This window comes from Nocardioides sp. NPDC058538, assembly GCF_042719275.1.
Classification (GTDB): domain Bacteria; phylum Actinomycetota; class Actinomycetes; order Propionibacteriales; family Nocardioidaceae; genus Nocardioides.
In genome coordinates, this window is record NZ_JBHXNY010000009.1 from 92,261 (window position 1) to 107,754 (window position 15,494).

General features: G+C 68.0%; 17 protein-coding genes and 2 tRNA genes. 12 read left to right on the forward strand and 7 right to left on the reverse strand.

Features of this window, described 5'->3' with window-relative positions:
• Position 1 precedes the first annotated feature (1 nt).
• The 5 genes from recF to ACFWQC_RS10820 all read left to right on the forward strand — a co-directional run bounded on the left by recF (position 2) and on the right by ACFWQC_RS10820 (position 7,444).
• Complete coding sequence (gene recF / locus ACFWQC_RS10800; RefSeq protein WP_378676995.1) at positions 2–1,159, forward strand: DNA replication/repair protein RecF; 1,158 nt, start codon at positions 2–4, stop codon at positions 1,157–1,159.
• On the forward strand, positions 1,152–1,721 hold the full coding sequence (locus ACFWQC_RS10805; protein ID WP_378676998.1) for a DUF721 domain-containing protein: 570 nt from the start codon (positions 1,152–1,154) through the stop codon (positions 1,719–1,721). The genes recF and ACFWQC_RS10805 overlap by 8 nt, the downstream gene beginning before the upstream one ends.
• A gap of 356 nt (positions 1,722–2,077) precedes the next feature.
• Positions 2,078–4,141, forward strand: coding sequence for a DNA topoisomerase (ATP-hydrolyzing) subunit B (gene gyrB / locus ACFWQC_RS10810; RefSeq protein WP_378677260.1), 2,064 nt, complete (start codon positions 2,078–2,080; stop codon positions 4,139–4,141).
• A 49-nt stretch (positions 4,142–4,190) separates the two neighbouring features.
• Positions 4,191–6,890, forward strand: a complete 2,700-nt coding sequence (gene gyrA / locus ACFWQC_RS10815) for a DNA gyrase subunit A (protein WP_378677000.1) — start codon at positions 4,191–4,193, stop codon at positions 6,888–6,890.
• A complete protein-coding gene (locus ACFWQC_RS10820) occupies positions 6,890–7,444 on the forward strand; it encodes a DUF3566 domain-containing protein (protein ID WP_357333662.1) in 555 nt (184 codons plus the stop codon). The genes gyrA and ACFWQC_RS10820 overlap by 1 nt, the downstream gene beginning before the upstream one ends.
• A 73-nt stretch (positions 7,445–7,517) precedes the next feature.
• Here ACFWQC_RS10820 and ACFWQC_RS10825 read toward each other — a convergent pair whose 3' ends face one another.
• Entirely contained in the window at positions 7,518–7,745 is a 228-nt protein-coding gene (locus ACFWQC_RS10825; RefSeq protein ID WP_378677003.1) for a hypothetical protein, read from the reverse strand.
• Positions 7,746–7,907: 162 nt separating this feature from the next.
• On the opposite strand from ACFWQC_RS10825, the gene ACFWQC_RS10830 reads away from it, so the two are divergent.
• Positions 7,908–7,981: transfer RNA gene (locus ACFWQC_RS10830), tRNA-Ile, on the forward strand.
• 266 nt (positions 7,982–8,247) lie between these two features.
• Here the strand turns inward: ACFWQC_RS10830 and ACFWQC_RS10835 are convergent.
• Both ACFWQC_RS10835 and ACFWQC_RS10840 read right to left on the reverse strand, forming a co-directional pair.
• Positions 8,248–8,913 carry an MBL fold metallo-hydrolase gene (locus ACFWQC_RS10835; RefSeq protein WP_378677007.1) on the reverse strand — a complete coding sequence of 222 codons (666 nt, stop codon included), beginning with the start codon at positions 8,911–8,913 and terminating at the stop codon, positions 8,248–8,250.
• 8 nt (positions 8,914–8,921) lie between these two features.
• Positions 8,922–9,176: a hypothetical protein gene (locus tag ACFWQC_RS10840; protein WP_378677010.1), complete on the reverse strand. Its 255-nt coding sequence runs from the start codon at positions 9,174–9,176 to the stop codon at positions 8,922–8,924.
• Between the two features lie 72 nt (positions 9,177–9,248).
• Here ACFWQC_RS10840 and ACFWQC_RS10845 point away from each other — a divergent pair, with 72 nt between their 5' ends.
• From ACFWQC_RS10845 to ACFWQC_RS10855, 3 genes are all read left to right on the forward strand, one after another.
• Positions 9,249–10,196: a hypothetical protein gene (locus ACFWQC_RS10845; RefSeq protein ID WP_378677012.1), complete on the forward strand. Its 948-nt coding sequence runs from the start codon at positions 9,249–9,251 to the stop codon at positions 10,194–10,196.
• 80 nt (positions 10,197–10,276) lie between these two features.
• A complete protein-coding gene (locus ACFWQC_RS10850; RefSeq protein WP_378677015.1) occupies positions 10,277–10,396 on the forward strand; it encodes a DLW-39 family protein in 120 nt (39 codons plus the stop codon).
• A 17-nt stretch (positions 10,397–10,413) separates the two neighbouring features.
• Positions 10,414–10,489: transfer RNA gene (locus tag ACFWQC_RS10855), tRNA-Ala, on the forward strand.
• 207 nt (positions 10,490–10,696) lie between these two features.
• On the opposite strand, the gene ACFWQC_RS10860 is transcribed toward ACFWQC_RS10855, so the two are convergent.
• Genes ACFWQC_RS10860 through ACFWQC_RS10875 form a run of 4 tightly spaced genes read right to left on the reverse strand, consistent with a single transcriptional unit; the run spans position 10,697 to position 12,611 of the window.
• Positions 10,697–11,293, reverse strand: a complete 597-nt coding sequence (locus ACFWQC_RS10860; RefSeq protein ID WP_378677018.1) for an SRPBCC domain-containing protein — start codon at positions 11,291–11,293, stop codon at positions 10,697–10,699.
• 3 nt (positions 11,294–11,296) lie between these two features.
• Complete coding sequence (locus tag ACFWQC_RS10865) at positions 11,297–11,629, reverse strand: ArsR/SmtB family transcription factor (RefSeq protein ID WP_378677021.1); 333 nt, start codon at positions 11,627–11,629, stop codon at positions 11,297–11,299.
• 43 nt (positions 11,630–11,672) lie between these two features.
• Positions 11,673–12,176 (reverse strand): hypothetical protein, encoded by a 504-nt coding sequence (locus tag ACFWQC_RS10870; protein WP_378677023.1) that lies wholly within the window; start codon positions 12,174–12,176, stop codon positions 11,673–11,675.
• A 33-nt stretch (positions 12,177–12,209) separates the two neighbouring features.
• Positions 12,210–12,611 carry a DUF1304 family protein gene (locus ACFWQC_RS10875; RefSeq protein ID WP_378677025.1) on the reverse strand — a complete coding sequence of 134 codons (402 nt, stop codon included), beginning with the start codon at positions 12,609–12,611 and terminating at the stop codon, positions 12,210–12,212.
• A gap of 170 nt (positions 12,612–12,781) precedes the next feature.
• Here ACFWQC_RS10875 and ACFWQC_RS10880 point away from each other — a divergent pair, with 170 nt between their 5' ends.
• The 3 genes from ACFWQC_RS10880 (at position 12,782) to ACFWQC_RS10890 (ending at position 15,487) form a co-directional block, all read left to right on the forward strand.
• On the forward strand, positions 12,782–13,201 hold the full coding sequence (locus ACFWQC_RS10880) for a MarR family winged helix-turn-helix transcriptional regulator (RefSeq protein ID WP_378677027.1): 420 nt from the start codon (positions 12,782–12,784) through the stop codon (positions 13,199–13,201).
• A 250-nt stretch (positions 13,202–13,451) separates the two neighbouring features.
• Complete coding sequence (locus ACFWQC_RS10885) at positions 13,452–14,489, forward strand: TauD/TfdA family dioxygenase (RefSeq protein ID WP_378677029.1); 1,038 nt, start codon at positions 13,452–13,454, stop codon at positions 14,487–14,489.
• A 95-nt stretch (positions 14,490–14,584) separates the two neighbouring features.
• Entirely contained in the window at positions 14,585–15,487 is a 903-nt protein-coding gene (locus ACFWQC_RS10890) for a hypothetical protein (protein ID WP_378677032.1), read from the forward strand.
• Positions 15,488–15,494: the final 7 nt, after the last annotated feature.

The following is a 15,494-nucleotide window of genomic DNA, read 5'->3' on the forward strand; positions in this document are numbered from 1 at the left end:
GATGTACGTCTCACACCTCTCTCTCCACGACTTCCGCTCCTATCCGAGCGTCGAGGTCCCGCTCGAGGCGGGCGTGACCGCCTTCGTCGGGCGAAACGGCCAGGGCAAGACCAACCTTGTCGAGGCGATCGACTACCTCTCCCGCCTGCAGTCCCACCGCGTCGCGACCGATGCGCCGCTGGTCCGGGCCGGCGCCGAGCAGGCGGTCGTGCGCGCCGCAGTCGTACGCGACGGTCGCACCGCGACGCTCGAGGTCGAGATCAACGCCGGGCGCGCCAACAAGGCCAGGATCAACAAGAGCCCGCTCCCCCGCACCCGCGACCTGGTCGGCCTGGTCCGCACCGTCGTCTTCTCCCCCGAGGACCTGACCCTCGTCAAGGGCGACCCCTCCGACCGGCGGCGCTTCCTCGACGACCTGATGATCCTGCGCGCACCCCGTCTGGCAGGCGTACGCAGCGACTACGACCGCGTTCTCAAGCAGCGCAACTCGCTGCTGAAGACCGCCGGCCTCGCGCGCGGCTCCGCCCGAGAGGGCGCGCTCGCCACCTTGGCCGTCTGGGACGACCACCTCGCCGCCATCGGCGCCGAGATCCTGGCCCAGCGGCTCGCCCTGGTCGAAGCGCTGAGACCGTACGTCGGCAAGTCCTATGAGACGGTCGCCCGCGGCGCGAGCCGCGACGACGCCGAGATCACCTACAAACCGGTGGTCGAGGTGGTCGAGCCTGTCGAGACCACCACCCCGACCGTCGAGTCCCTCCGCGAGGCGATCCTGTCCGAGCTGGCAAGACGCCAGAAGGACGAGCTCGACCGCGGCATCAGTCTCGTCGGCCCCCACCGTGACGACCTGCTCCTCCACATCAGCGCCGGCGCCGAGCGTCTCCCGGTCAAGGGCTACGCCAGCCATGGCGAGTCGTGGTCCTTCGCGCTGGCGCTCCGGCTGGCGGCGTACGACCTGCTGCGCGCCGACGGCGACGACCCGATCCTGATCCTCGACGACGTCTTCGCCGAGCTCGACAGTCAGCGCCGGGTCCAGCTGGCCGAGCTGGTCGCCGACGCCGAGCAGGTTCTCGTCACCGCGGCGGTCCCCGAGGACGTACCTGCCGCTCTCGCCGGTGCCCGCTACCACGTCACGGCAGGCGAGGTGACCCGCGATGAGTGACGAGGACCCGGAGGTGGTCGAGCCTGTCGAGACCACCCCGGAAGAAGAGGAGCCGGAGAAGCGCGCCGACGGCCTAGACCTGGCCCGCTCCCTGACCCGGGCAACAGCGAAGATGCCCGCGCCCAAGGCAGGGATGCGGAAGAAGCGGCGTACGCCGGACAACGCCACCCGGCGCGGCACGGTCTCCGGCGCCCGGCCCGATGACCGCGACCCCCAGATGATCGAATCGGTGGTGAGCCGGATGGTCAACGACCACGGCTGGGACACCTCGCTGCGCGTCCACGGCGTGATGGCCCGCTGGCCCGACATCGTCGGTGAGGAGATCGCTGACCACACGACCCCGGAGTCGTACGCCGACGGCAAGCTCTCCGTACGCACCGACTCCACCGCCTGGGCCACCCAGCTCAAGCTGCTGGCGCCGACCCTGGTGAAGCGCCTCAACGAGGAGCTGGGTCACGGCACCGTCCTCCTCATCGAGGTGCTCGGACCGCATCTGCCCTCGTGGAAGAAAGGCCCCCGGGGCCTACGCGACGGCCGCGGGCCGCGCGACACCTACGGCTGAGATCCCAGTCGGGAGCAGAGCGTGAACACGTGTTCGAGCCTCAGTGCGTGAGCCGCGATCTGCCGCGCCAGGCGCCCCAAGGACGTATAGGGACTCACCGAGCCCCCTGCTGAGGGCCTAGAGACGCCGTCAGGAGACGTACAGACGCTCATTTCGATGACAGTTCCCCCTCAGGAACGGCGGCATGCGTGGAATCCGGGGTTCTACGGGGTAATATGGGGACTGGGTCGATCGTCCTAGGTTTTAACCTCCCGGCGCTGGTCGGCCCGTTGCATGCCCGACCGACACCATGTCCGAATCCGGACCGAAATGACAGGTGGATCGCACCGGTGACCGCTGCCGACCAGACGACTCCCATGCCGGACGACAAGACCACAGACGGAGTCGAATACGACGCGTCTGCCATCCAGGTCCTCGAAGGGCTCGAAGCGGTCCGCAAACGACCGGGTATGTACATCGGCTCGACCGGAGCCCGCGGCCTGCACCACCTGATCTGGGAGATCGTGGACAACGCGGTCGACGAGGCGCTCGCCGGCTACTGCGACACCATCAAGGTGACGCTCCGTGACGACGGCTGGGTGAGCGTCTCCGACAACGGCCGAGGCATCCCGACCGACACCGCCGCCGGCCAGGAGATCCCCGCCGCGACCCTGGCGCTGACCGTGCTGCACGCCGGCGGCAAGTTCGGCGGCGGCGGCTACAAGGTCTCCGGCGGTCTGCACGGCGTCGGCTCCTCCGTGGTGAACGCCCTCTCGACCAAGCTCCACATGGAGATCAAGAACCGGGGCCGCCTGTGGGAGCAGGAGTTCACCAGCGGCGTACCCGACTACGACCTGCGCGAGGTGCGTGAGCTCGAGGAGGGCGAGCGCACCGGCACCACGATCTCCTGGAACGCCTCGAGTGACATCTTCGAGTCGACCGACTACAACCTCGAGACCATCTCGAGCCACTTCCGCGAGACCGCGTTCCTCAACAAGGGGCTGCGGATCGAGCTGCGCGACGAGCGTCCGGAGGCCTCCGCCATCGCCGAGGCGGTCGAGGACGGCACGAGCGAGTCCGACACCGACAGCGCCGACGAGCTGCACAGCTCCGGCAACGGCGAGCGGGTGCTGGAGCAGTCCTTCTACTACGAGCGCGGCTTGGCCGACTACGTCGACCACCTCAACAAGCGCAAGACCCCGGTCTCCAGCATCATCGCCTTCGAGACCGAGACCGACGACAAAGCGCCCAACCCGATGAGCGTCGAGATCGCCATGCAGTGGCAGGCGTCCTCCTACAACGAGTCGGTCCACACCTTCGCCAACACGGTCAACACCCCCGGCGGCGGCACCCACGAAGAGGGCTTCCGCGCCGCGCTCACCACCCTGGTCAACCGCTGGGGCGAGGAGTGGGGTCTGATCAAGAAGAAGGAGGACCGGCTCACCGGTGACGACATCCGCGAGGGTCTCACCGCGATCATCTCGGTGAAGATCAGCGAGCCGCAGTTCGAGGGCCAGACCAAGGACAAGCTCGGCAACACCGAGGTCAAGGGCTTCGTGCAGGGAGCGGTCAACGACCGGCTCGGCGCCTGGCTGGAGGAGAACCCGGCCGAGGGCAAGGAGGTCATCCGCAAGTCGATGGCTGCCGCCTCGGCCCGGATCGCCGCCCGCAAGGCCCGTGACCTGGCCCGCAACCGCAAGGGCATCGGCGGCGGTGGCGGTCTGCCCGGCAAGCTCGCCGACTGCCAGTCGACCAACCCCGAAGAGTGCGAGATCTTCGTCGTCGAGGGTGACTCCGCGGGTGGCTCGGCCAAGTCCGGCCGCGACCCGCGCATCCAGGCGATCCTCCCGATCCGAGGCAAGATCCTCAACGTCGAGAAGGCCCGGATCGACAAGGTGCTGGCCAATCAGGAGGTCCAGTCGATCATCTCCGCGCTGGGCACCGGCGTGCACGACGACTTCGACATCAACCGGCTGCGCTACCACAAGATCGTGATGATGGCCGACGCCGACGTCGACGGCCACCACATCAACACGCTGCTGCTGACGTTGCTGTTCCGGTTCATGAAGCCGCTGATCGAGCAGGGGTACGTCTACCTCGCCCAGCCGCCGCTCTACCGCCTGCGCTGGAACAAGCCGGCCGAGCACGAGTTCGTCTACTCCGACTCCGAGCGCGACGCCCTCATGCGCGACGGTCTCGAGCAGGGCAAGAAGCTGCCCAAGGAGAACGCGGTCCAGCGCTACAAGGGTCTGGGCGAGATGAACGCCGACGAGCTGTGGGAGACCACGATGGACCCGTCGCAGCGACTCCTGCTGCAGGTCACCCTCGAGGACGCCGCTCACGCCGACGAGATCTTCTCCATCCTCATGGGCGAGGACGTCGCCGAGCGACGCTCCTTCATCCAGCGCAACGCCAAGGACGTCCGATTCCTCGATATCTGAGTCTCGCCGAGGCCGTAGATACCGATAGACGCACGCAGAAAGTGAAATCGTGACCGAGACTCCTCCGGAAGGCCCCGGGCAGACCGCTGCCGGCGGCCGGATCGAGACCATCGAGCTGCAGTCCTCGATGCAGGCCAGCTACATCGACTACGCCATGGCCGTCATCGTCGGTCGGGCGCTGCCCGACGTCCGCGACGGCCTGAAGCCCGTCCACCGCCGGGTGCTCTACGCGATGTACGACGGGGGCTACCGTCCCGACCGCGGGTTCTCCAAGTGCGCCCGTGTCGTCGGTGAGGTGATGGGTAACTACCACCCCCACGGCGACTCGGCGATCTACGACACCCTGGTCCGGCTCGCGCAGCCGTGGGTGCTGCGCAACCCGCTGATCCACGGCCAGGGCAACTTCGGCTCGCCCGGCAACGACCCGGCCGCGGCCATGCGTTACACCGAGTGCCGGATGGCGCCGCTTGCGCTGGAGATGGTCCGCGACATCACCGAGGACACCGTCGACTTCGGCCCCAACTACGACGGTCGCTCCCAGGAGCCGGCGATCCTGCCGGCGCGGTTCCCGAACCTGCTGGTGAACGGCTCGGCCGGCATCGCGGTCGGGATGGCGACCAACATCCCGCCGCACAACCTGCGTGAGGTCGCCTCCGGCGCCAAGTGGGCGCTCGAGCACCCCGACGCCACTCGTGAAGAGCTCCAGGACGCGCTGCTCGAGCGGATCAAGGGCCCAGACTTCCCCAACGGCGCCCTGATCGCCGGCCGCGAGGGCATCGAGCAGGCCTACCGCACCGGCCGCGGCTCGATCACCCAGCGCGCGGTGATCGAGGTCGACGAGGACGCCAAGGGCCGCACCAACCTGGTGATCACCGAGCTCCCCTACATGGTGAACCCGGACAACCTCGCCCAGAAGATCGCCGACCTCGCCGACACCGGCAAGGTGCAGGGCATCGCGGACGTCAAGGACAACACCTCCTCCCGCACCGGGCAGCAGCTCGTGGTCGTGCTCAAGCGCGACGCGGTCGCCCGCGTCGTACTCAACAACCTGCTCAAGCACACCGAGCTGCAGACCAACTTCTCCGCCAACATGCTGGCGCTGGTCGACGGGGTGCCGCGCACCCTGACCCTCGACCAGTTCATCTCCCACTGGGTCGAGCACCAGATCGACGTCATCCGGAGGCGTACGGCATTCCGGCTGCGTAAGGCCGAGGAGGACGCCCACATCTGGCGCGGCCTGGTCAAGGCGCTCGACCAGCTCGACGCGGTCATCGCGCTGATCCGCTCCTCCCCCGAGGTCGACGACGCTCGCCAGGGCCTGATCCGGCTGCTCGAGATCGACGAGGTCCAGGCCAACGCGATCCTCGACATGCAGCTGCGTCGCCTCGCGGCGCTGGAGCGGCAGAAGATCGTCGACCGTCTGGCCGAGCTCGAGGTCATCATCGCCGACCTCGAGGACATCCTCGCCAACGTGACCCGCCAGCGTCAGATCGTCATGGACGAGCTCGACGAGATCGTCGCGAAGTACGGCGACGACCGCCGCACCCAGATCATCGCGGCTGACGGCGACCTCTCCATGGAGGACCTCATCCCCGATGAGGAGCTGGTCGTCTCGATCACCCGCGGCGGCTACGCCAAGCGCACCCTCGCTGGCGAGTACCGCACCCAGAAGCGCGGTGGAAAGGGCGTACGCGGCGCCACCCTGCGCGGCGACGACGTGGTCGAGCACTTCATCTCGACCACGAACCACCACTGGCTGCTCTTCTTCACCACCGCCGGCCGGGTCTACCGGATCAAGGCCTACAACCTGCCCGAGGCGGCGCGTGACGCCAAGGGCGGTCACGTGGCCGGGCTGCTCTCCTTCCAGCCGGACGAGTCGATCGCCCAGGTGCTCGCGATCCGCGACTACGAGCAGGCGCCCTACCTCGTGCTGGCCACCCGCTCCGGTCTGGTCAAGAAGACCCGGCTCGGGGACTACAACTCGCCCCGCCAGGCCGGCGTCATCGCGATCAACTTCCGCGAGGACGACGACGAGCTGATCGGCGCCGAGCTGGTCAACTCCGAGGACGACATCCTGCTGGTCTCCCGCAAGGGCCAGGCGATCCGGTTCCGCGCCGACGACAACCAGCTGCGGCCGATGGGCCGGGCGACCTCGGGTGTCACCGGCATGAAGTTCCGGGAGGGCGACTCGCTGCTGTCGATGTCGGTCATCCGGGCCGAGCACGTCGCCGCCGAGATCGCGGCCGGGCTCTCCGAGGCCAACGAGGACACCGCGGACGTCGCGGCTCCCGTCTCCGGCGCCGAGTCGCCCGACGAGGTCAAGGAGCAGTTCGTCTTCACCATCACCGATGGTGGCTTCGCCAAGCGTACGAAGATCTCCGAATACCGGCTGCAGTCCCGCGGCGGTCTGGGCATCAAGACGATGGCCTTGGCCAACGCCGATCGCGGCGGTCTGGTCGGGGCGTTCATCGTGGTCGACGGCGACGAGATCCTCTCGATCACCGCGACCGGTCAGGTCGTACGCAGCCCGATCAACGCCGACTTCCGGCCGACCGGCCGCTCCACCCAGGGCGTCAAGTTCGTCTCGCCCAAGAAGGGTGACTCGGTCGCCGTCGTCGCGCGTTCCGTCGAGGCCCGCGAGGTCGACGATGACGTCGTCACCGGGACAGAGGTTGCGGATGATGTAACAATCGGGGAAGACGGCGAGCACGGAGCGCCGTCCGAGACCACGACGGAAGATGAATCCTGATGACGGACCGCACCGCCGACCGTACGACTGGGGGAGTCGCGATGACCGAGCGGAACGAGACCGCGCAGCCGGTGACCCAGCGGATCACGGACACGGTCGCCAACGCGGCTAGGCGTACGACTTCGGCGGTGGCCTCGACCGCCCGCACCTCCGGCCCCGCCGGCGCGGAGCGGGACGCGGTCAGCGGCTCGTCCCGCCGGGCCCGCCTGAGCCTGAGCCGCATCGACCCGTGGTCGGTCATGAAGATGGCCTTCCTGCTCTCGATCGCGCTCAGCGTCGTGGTGATCGTCGCCGTCTTCGTGATCTGGTCGGTCCTCGGTGCCGCCGGGGTGTGGGACTCGATCAACCAGGCGGTCCAGGACGTCGTCGGTGACTCCAGCGCCGGCTGGAACGTGCAGGACTACCTCGGCCTCCCCCGCATCATGGGCTTCACCATGGTCGTCTCGGTCGTCAACATCGTCCTGATGACCGCCGTCGCCACCCTCGCCGCGTTCCTCTACAACATGGCCGCCGCCCTCCTCGGTGGCGTCGAAGTAGAGCTCACCGAGAACTGAGCCCCGCTCGAACCCGCAACCTGGGGAGGGTTGTCCGAACACCGTTCGGATGGCCCTCCCCAGGTTCATTCGTTCACGGGGCAGGTTTGGCCACAGTTCTTCCAGCCTCCCGCTCCACCGCCGCCCAAGCCCGCTGCTCCCAGGTGAGCGGCCCGGTGTGATTGACGTAGACGCGCGGGTGCACGCGGCGGAGCTCGTTGCGACGTACGGACCGCTCGATGTCGATCCTGGTCAGACCGCCGGCGGTGAGCTGGGCATCGGTGGCGACGCCGTCCTGCATCCGTCGCTGAGCATCCAGCATCCGCGCTGCATCCTCGCGCGCGGAGATCGCCTGCAGGCCTCCGAGTCGGACATGTTGGCTCCCCAGGGTCGACGAGGCCTCATCGTTTTGGTGCCCCGGGCAGCTGCCGGGTAATGTTTCTCTCGCCTGCTGGTAGGGGCTTCCACCCTCCAGTTGGCGCCTGCGCTTATAGCTCAGACGGTTAGAGCACCACACTGATAATGTGGGGGTCGGAGGTTCAAGTCCTCCTAAGCGCACAGCAGTTTCACCAGGTCAGAGGCTCCTTCGGGGGCCTCTTCCTCGTTTTCATCGCCCCGCGTATACCCGTCGGAGGCTCGTTAACTAGACCGCGGCCCCGAGTCGGTGCCCGAGACCACGGCACCAACGGCACACGTCGTGGTGTCGCTCTCCACGTAGGAGGAGTCACCCTGACTGCTCCGTTGGTGCCGAACACGGTAACCAGTCACGCGCTACGAATGCACGCGCTCCGGGAGATCGGCCGATCTCGAGGGACTTCTTGGATTCAGAGCCGGCTGGACGCGTCGTGGTCGTGGGTGGGGACGACCCGCATCAGGTGGCGAGCCAGGTGCAGGCGGTGGAGGGTGGCGAAGGCGGCGTCTCGGTCCTCGTCGACGAGGTCTCCGGGGAAGGCCGGCTTCTGCCTGACCAGATCGACCTGGTCGTAGTGCCAGGCGGCGTCGCCGGCGATCAGGACCCAGCCCGACGGGGTTCGGGCGAGGACGCCGATGCTGCCCGGCGTATGGCCGGCGAGCTCGACGAGCAGGACGGAGCTGTCGCCGAACATGTCGTGGGAGGCGGTGAAGGTCGCGACGGGCGGGCCGTCGAGGTCGTACGTCTCCACAGGCCGACCATCGGTCAGGGCCGGGCGGACGCCTCCGACAGGCGGCTGACCGGGGCCGAGGATCCAGTCGCGCTCGGTGGTCCGAAGGCGTACCGGCAGGCCGGGGAGATCCAGGAGGCCGCAGACGTGGTCCCAGTGTGCGTGGGTCGGGAGGGCGAAGTCCGGCTTGACCAGCGCTGTCTGCAGCGAGTCGACGGTGGCGATGGTGTCGGCCGGAGGCGTGACCAGGCGTCGCAGCATGGCCGGGAGCTCGCTCAGAGCGCGTTCGGGGGCGTCGCGGCAGTAGGACGGATCGACGACGAACGTCGCCTCGGGATGAGTGATCACGAAGCAGGTCATCGCGTTGCGTACGCGCCGGCGGAGGCCGCGCCCTCGATGAGGCCGCCGGCGGGCAGGCTGCGCGGGACCTGAGGCATCGTGCTGACCGTCACCGTACGGTCGCCCGAGGGCAGGCCGGCGTCGGTGATCGTGGAGAGGAGTCGTTCGTCCGGGCGGCGCGGACGCAGCATGCCGCGACCGAATCCGGTCAGGGCACCGATCAGCTCTCGAGCTGCCGGCGTGGCAGGGGAATCAGTGGGGTTGCTCGTCACACGACGAACCTAGCGACCGTGGCACGGCCCGCCATCCGATCGCGGTAGGAACCGCATGCGAATATCGCCATCATGACGAAGATCGACCTTCCGTTCGACCTCGACTCCATCCCGGGACGTACTCGCCGGTGGGTCAGGGGCGGGATGAAACGCACCGAGAGGTGGGGGCAGCGGCTGGGTGGTCGCGTCGGCCCGCTCATCCCCAACACGCTCGCCACCGGTGGCACCGACGACTGGACGCCGCAGGGGCTGGGCTACGGCCCGGACACCAACATGCTGGCCCAGAGCTATTACTCCCACGACAAGGGTTCGGCGCTGGTGCTGGTCGACCTGAAGAGCGGGAAGACCGCCGCCGAGGTGCTGCTCGTGGGCCACAACGGCAAGGCCGGGCCCGGGCACGCCGGCGGGGTCGCGATCGACGGCGACGACGTCTGGGTCTCCAAGGGTGCCGGCGGCGGCACCGGCCGGCTCTACCGCTACTCGCTCTCAGCCATCCGGGATGCGGCGAAGGGCGCTGAGATCGAGCCGATCGAGGCGCCGGCGAAGGTGGCTGCTGGCTCCTACTGCCGGATCCGTGGGAACCGTATCTATGTGGGCGGCTTCGGAAACCAGACGCTGTTCGCCTATGAGAAGGGCGCGAACGGTGAGTGGGACTTCTCCGAGCCCGTCCTCTCGACCAGCACCCCGCCCAAGGTCCAGGGCGTCGTCGTGCGCCGCGACGAGTACGTCTTCTCCTCCTCGTTCGGCCGGCACCGGCCGAGCACGATCTTCATCTGCGAGCGGAAGCCCGACGGCCGAGTCGGTGCGGTCCGCCGCAAGTTCAGGTTCCCCAACATGGCCGAGGCGATCGTCGAGGTCTCGGGCGAGCTCATCACCACCTACGAGTCCGGCGCCTCCCCCTACAGCCGGCCCTCGGCGTACGGCTTCGGCATCCTGACCGGCCGGATGTGGGCGAGCACCCACATGACCTGCACGCCGATCGCCTCCCTGGGCCTCGCCCCCGACCCCGAGGCCGGTTGATTTCGTACGCTTCATGGCGGGCCGGTACGCTTTCCTGGTCTAACGGGCGGCGATGCCCACCACGACTCGCAGGAGAAGACATGAAGAAGATCGTCCTCGTACTGCTGGCCGCGGCTGGCATCGTCCTCGCCATGAAGAAGCTCGACCAGTCCAACCCCGAGAAGGGTCACTGGGCCGCGGCGACCGACAAGGTGAACTGACCGACGGACACCCGTCCGGGGCATTGGCGCAATTGGTAGCGCACCTGCTTTGCAAGCAGGGGGTTAGGGGTTCGAGTCCCCTATGCTCCACCAGGATTCGAGGCCGCTGAGTGAGCAGCCGTCTCAGCAGTGAGGTCTACACCGAGACCTCACCGACTCACCAGGTCAACGAAGAATTCGTGCTCGACGGTGCGACACCGGTCCCCGGGCTCGAGAACGGATGCGTCCATGACGTGCCGCGGGTGGTGCGTCATCTCGGCCTCCATCTGGCCGAGGGACGCCCGGTCGCCCGGCGCCCGCCTACGAAAGCAGGGCGGCGTACGTCGGTCGAAGCTCGTCGGTGCGGTCCTTGACGTGCTCGACGACGCGGGCGGAGGCCTCCTCGGTCATGGGCGAGGGGCCCTTGTCGAGGAGGTCGGCGAGCTCGTCCAGGCAGACATGCCAGCCGACGGCGGTGTCCGTGTTGCCGGTGGTGCTGGCGAGCCAGGTCGTGAAGGTGAGGCGAGTGCCGTCGTCGGTGGGCTCGAGGTCGAAGCGGAGCAGGTCGGTCAGGTCCTCGCGACCGTCCATCCCCCAGGTGAACTCGAAGGTCCGAGGCGGGTCCCAGACCCGCAGCTCGCCTTCCGAGACGTAGTTGCCCGGGTCGACGCCCATCTCCTCGATCGCCTCGGTGGTGCTCGCCAGCTCCAGGCCCTCCGGCCAGAAGGGGAGGCTCAGGCGCGCGCCGACAGTACGCTCGCCGACGATGTCGGTCGGGAACCAGTGCCGCAGGCCATCGGTCTCGGTCAGGGCCCGCCACACCTTCTCGGGTGAGTGGCTGAGCACGCGTACGTAGCGAAGACCCCTCTGCTCGCCGTCGAGGAGCACCTCGCCCATGGGTCCGGTCGTCGTGGTCATCTTTCAGTCCTCCTTGTGGTCAGGGTCGTCGAGCTGGTCCAGGTGACGCTCGAGAGCATCGAGACGATCGGCCCACATCCGGCGGAACGGCGCCAGCCACTCCTCCAGCTCTTGGAGCCGTTCGGGACGAAGCCGGTAGTGGCGGCGCGGCCCGTCGATGCGTACGTGAACCAGATCCGCCTCACCCAGCGTCCGCAGGTGCTTGGACACGTTCGGCTGGGCGAGCCCGAGGGTCTCCACCAGCTCACCCACCCCCATCTCGCGCTGACAGAGCAGGTCGAGGATCTGCCGACGGGTCGGGTCGGCGATCACGCTGAATACGTCTCGGGTGGGCACGCGCCTAAATATGCCTCGCAAGGAATATGCCTGTCAAGGCATGTTAAAACAGCAGATCGTTGACCGCCAAGCCGACTGCCACAACGGCGGCCAGGGCTGCGAGCACCCACAGAACGGTCGACCCGTGCCCGGACAGCAAGGTGTGCCGGGGCGCCTGGACGAGGGAATCGGGAGGGGAGATCCGGCGTTCCTGCTCGTCGCCCATCCAGTCGATGTCGTCCCGCTCGTCTCCGTCGGGAGCGCCGCCCGGGTCGGTGGCGCCGGTTGTCAGGGCCGGCCGCGACGCGGGGCGGAGCCAAGGCTCCTGGAGGCGCTGAGCAGCCGCGGTTGCCTTCCGTTCCGTCAGGGCAAGCAGCTGCTCGGTATCGGCAGCGAGCGCCGCGTCCAGGTGAACACGCGCCGGATGTCCCTCGGGAAGGTCTTTGAGGAGCTGGATGTATCGCTCGATCCGGCTGAGGAGACGGGCTCGGCGACTGCCGTTCTTGAATATCCAGGCGAGGCATGCGAGTGCCACCGCGAAGAGTCCCGAGATGACCGCTGCGCCCATGGGTCGGAGCGTAGTGGCCGGGAGTGCATCCCGCTATCCGACTGCGATCGCGATCAGCGCGACCGCGGGCAAGATGGCGGAGCCGATGGTGCCTCGGACGCTACCGCCGCGTGGGAGCCAGTATCCGAGGGCGTCGGCGATCCCCATGAACAACGACGCGAGCAGCATGTAGATGGACGTGACGACCACGACCGTGACACCGGTGGACTCGTCGCCGAAGTTCACCATCCAGAGACCGACGAGCGCACCGACGCCGGCGAGGGCGTTGCGGGCGCCGATGCAGAACGACCACAGGTGGACGTTGCGGATGCCGTTCGGCTCGATCCCGAGGAACCGCTGGACCTCGGGGCGGTGGATGAAGAAGGCCTCGACGGGGAAGACGGCGATGAGGATCAGGGCGGCGATACCGGCACTGAGCTGCGCGACTGCGTTCATGGGGACCTGCTCGGGACGGGGCCTCGGTGGCGAGGCTGTGGAGAATCGTGGAAGCAACACGCGTCCGGCGGAGCCCCGTGAACAGACGGCTGTGTCTGGACACCGGAGAGCGATATAGTCAGTCTTACTGACTATATTGGCGAGAGTGCCGCACAGTGTCAAGGGGTTCGATGGACGTCGCAACGCTCATGCTCATCGCCTACCGGGCGATGGATGAACGGGTCATCTCCGCGATGCGGGACGCCGGCTACGACATCACTGTCGCGCAGGCCAGGCTCGCCCAGCGGATCGCCGAGGACGGCTCGCGCCTGGTCGACCTGGCCGAACAGGCGCAGGTCACCAAGCAGACCGCGAGCGTGCTGGTCGCGGCGTTGGAGAGCAAGGGGCTGGTCGAACGGGTCCCGGACCCGGTCGACGGCCGGGCGCGTCTGATCAGGTTCACGGCCGCCGGGCAGGACGCCGCCGACCGAGCTCGTGAGGTGGTGATGAGCGTCGAGCATGAGTGGAACGACCACCTCGGCCCCCGCCTGGCGCCAGCACTGCGGGAGGCGCTCACCTCGCTGCGCGAGCTCGTCGATCCGTATCAGTGACGTCCAGAACCCGCGCCAGACGGGCAAATTCGGGTAACTGGCGGACCGCAATGGGGATACATTCCCTAAACAGGTTCGCGGCGATTGCGCAAGGGGCCTAATACCTATCGTCTCGATATTTGGACCTATCACTCGTTTGAATTCCGTACGGCGGAACAAAGTGGTCTCGAACTTAGGAAACCCTTTGGTGCGGGCGCCAGAAAACGCTTCTGACGAACCCCTCCACCGCAAAGTCCGAGAGGTCAATGTCGTGGGCGCAGAGTCCGTAGTCACCCGGGTCGAGATGACCCCAGCAGAGTCCCAGGCCGCAGCCGAGCTGTCGGAGTCGTTGCTCGCCCGATTCGAGAGCCCGGTCTCCTCGGAGTTCCTCGAGACCGCGCCCTTCCTCGGCGGCGAGCTTCCAGACAGCGTCGCCAAGGCGATCCGTGCCTTCCGCTACGGCGATGCGACCGACGCCCTTGTGATCAGTGGGCTCCCGGTGAGCGCCGGCCCGACCCCGCCGCACTGGAACCACCCCGACGCCCAGGCGCCGCACATGGCCGACTTCTGGCTCGCGCTGATCATGGCCCAGCTCGGCGACGCCGTCTCCTGGTCCTCGCTGCAGGGTGGCCAGCTGGTCAACAACATCCTGCCGATCCAGAAGCAGGAGAGCCTGCAGACGGGGCACAGCAGCGACGTCGTGCTCGACCTGCACATCGAGGACGCGTTCAGCAACCTTCGCTGCGACCACCTCGGGCTGATCTCGCTGCGCAACGAGGACATGATCCCGACCACCGCGGTCGGCATCAGCTCGATCGACGTGACCGGCCCTGAGTACGCTCCCCTGTTCGAGCCGCGCTACGTGATCCACCCCGACGACGAGCACCTCCGCAACCTCCGCGCGGCCGGCGTCAACGAGGCCGAGCTGCTCGCCGCGCCGACCGCCGTTCTCTCCGGCTCGCCCCAGGCTCCCGACGTCCGGCTCGACCCGCCCTACATGGCGGCTCTGCCGGGTGACGTCGAGGCCGACCGGGCGCTCCAGCTGCTCATCATGGAGCTCTCCGCGAACGTCGAGGACGTCGCGCTGGCTCCCGGCGAGATCCTCATCGTCGACAACCACCGTGCTCTGCACGGCCGTAAGCCCTTCACGGCTCGCTACGACGGCACCGACCGTTGGCTCCGCCGCCTCACGACCGTCAAGGACCTGCGCCGCAGTCGGGTCGCTCGGTCCGAGGCCTCCTCGCGGATCATCGACCCGGTGCTCGAGCCTCTTCCCGCATCCCTTGAGCTCACAGGCGCTGGTCGCTGACGCTCGGGATCAAGGAGGCCGCAGGCGCGTTCCGCCTGCGGCCTCCATCTATTTCATGACACCTACCGTGACGGGGATCGGGAATACTCGTTGGGGTGAACGTGACGCGATGGGGCATGTGCGTGCTGGCCGCTGGGCTGGCCGTTGCGCTGGTCGGCTGCGGGGACGACAGCGAGCCGAAGAAGCCGGAAGTGGCGGCGTCGGAGGACACCTACCCCGTGTACGCCGCGACCATGGGCCCTGTCGAAGCAGCGATGACGTTCGTGCCGGAGGGCGCGAAGACGCTGGCGGTGACCGACTACGACGAGGTGAAGTCCCTCTTCGGGCTCGACGACGTCACCAGCCGGTCGAGCCCCGCGGACCAGAGTGACCTGTGGAACCGGGCCGACAAGGAGGCCGCCCAGGTCAGCGGTGGTCTGCTGCGTGGGATCGATCAGCGTCTGCGCGACACGTACCAGTGGGGTGCGGCCGATGTCGCCTGGGAGGCCAGGTTCACCGGCGGCGGTCAGGACGGGTACGTCATCAAGGTCGCCGACCGGGTCAAGCCTGGCTCGGCGATCAAGGCGGGCGTCGGGCCGCTGAAGGGCGCCGAGTTCGACCCGGAGACCCACCTGATCACCAAGAACACCGCAAGCTCGAACGTGGAGAACTGGGCCGCGCAGGAGGTGATGGTCGCCGTCGCCGGAGGCCCGGCCACCTCGACGTACGTCGTCAAGGGCTGTGCCGAGGGTGGGCCGAAGGAGAAGACCCGGCTGGCGCCGGTCGAGGCCTACTCGGTCGAATTCGGAGGCGGGTTGGCCACCCTGCGTCTCGGCGAGGACCGTGACGACCTGTTCGTCCGGCTGAAGCTGGGCGATCGGGTCGCGGCGTACAAGAAGGTCTTCACCAACGGTGTCGCCGATCCGGCCACGGGACGGATCGGGTTCCGGGTGACGAACCCAGTGATCGCGGCCACCCTGGTCACCAGCGAACCCGTCCCGTTCGCGGTCTGCGACTAAGGGCGGG

Excerpts from the sequence above, each read along its gene's own strand:
- recF (WP_378676995.1), top strand. The coding sequence starts at position 2 with ATGTACGTCTCACACCTCTCTCTCCACGACTTCCGCTCCTATCCGAGC.
- ACFWQC_RS10805 (WP_378676998.1), top strand. The coding sequence starts at position 1,152 with ATGAGTGACGAGGACCCGGAGGTGGTCGAGCCTGTCGAGACCACCCCG.
- gyrB (WP_378677260.1), top strand. The coding sequence starts at position 2,078 with ATGCCGGACGACAAGACCACAGACGGAGTCGAATACGACGCGTCTGCC.
- ACFWQC_RS10820 (WP_357333662.1), top strand. The coding sequence starts at position 6,890 with ATGACGGACCGCACCGCCGACCGTACGACTGGGGGAGTCGCGATGACC.
- ACFWQC_RS10825 (WP_378677003.1), bottom strand. The coding sequence starts at position 7,745 with ATGCTGGATGCTCAGCGACGGATGCAGGACGGCGTCGCCACCGATGCC.
- ACFWQC_RS10845 (WP_378677012.1), top strand. The coding sequence starts at position 9,249 with ATGACGAAGATCGACCTTCCGTTCGACCTCGACTCCATCCCGGGACGT.
- ACFWQC_RS10850 (WP_378677015.1), top strand. The coding sequence starts at position 10,277 with ATGAAGAAGATCGTCCTCGTACTGCTGGCCGCGGCTGGCATCGTCCTC.
- ACFWQC_RS10860 (WP_378677018.1), bottom strand. The coding sequence starts at position 11,293 with ATGACCACGACGACCGGACCCATGGGCGAGGTGCTCCTCGACGGCGAG.
- ACFWQC_RS10870 (WP_378677023.1), bottom strand. The coding sequence starts at position 12,176 with ATGGGCGCAGCGGTCATCTCGGGACTCTTCGCGGTGGCACTCGCATGC.
- ACFWQC_RS10875 (WP_378677025.1), bottom strand. The coding sequence starts at position 12,611 with ATGAACGCAGTCGCGCAGCTCAGTGCCGGTATCGCCGCCCTGATCCTC.
- ACFWQC_RS10880 (WP_378677027.1), top strand. The coding sequence starts at position 12,782 with ATGGACGTCGCAACGCTCATGCTCATCGCCTACCGGGCGATGGATGAA.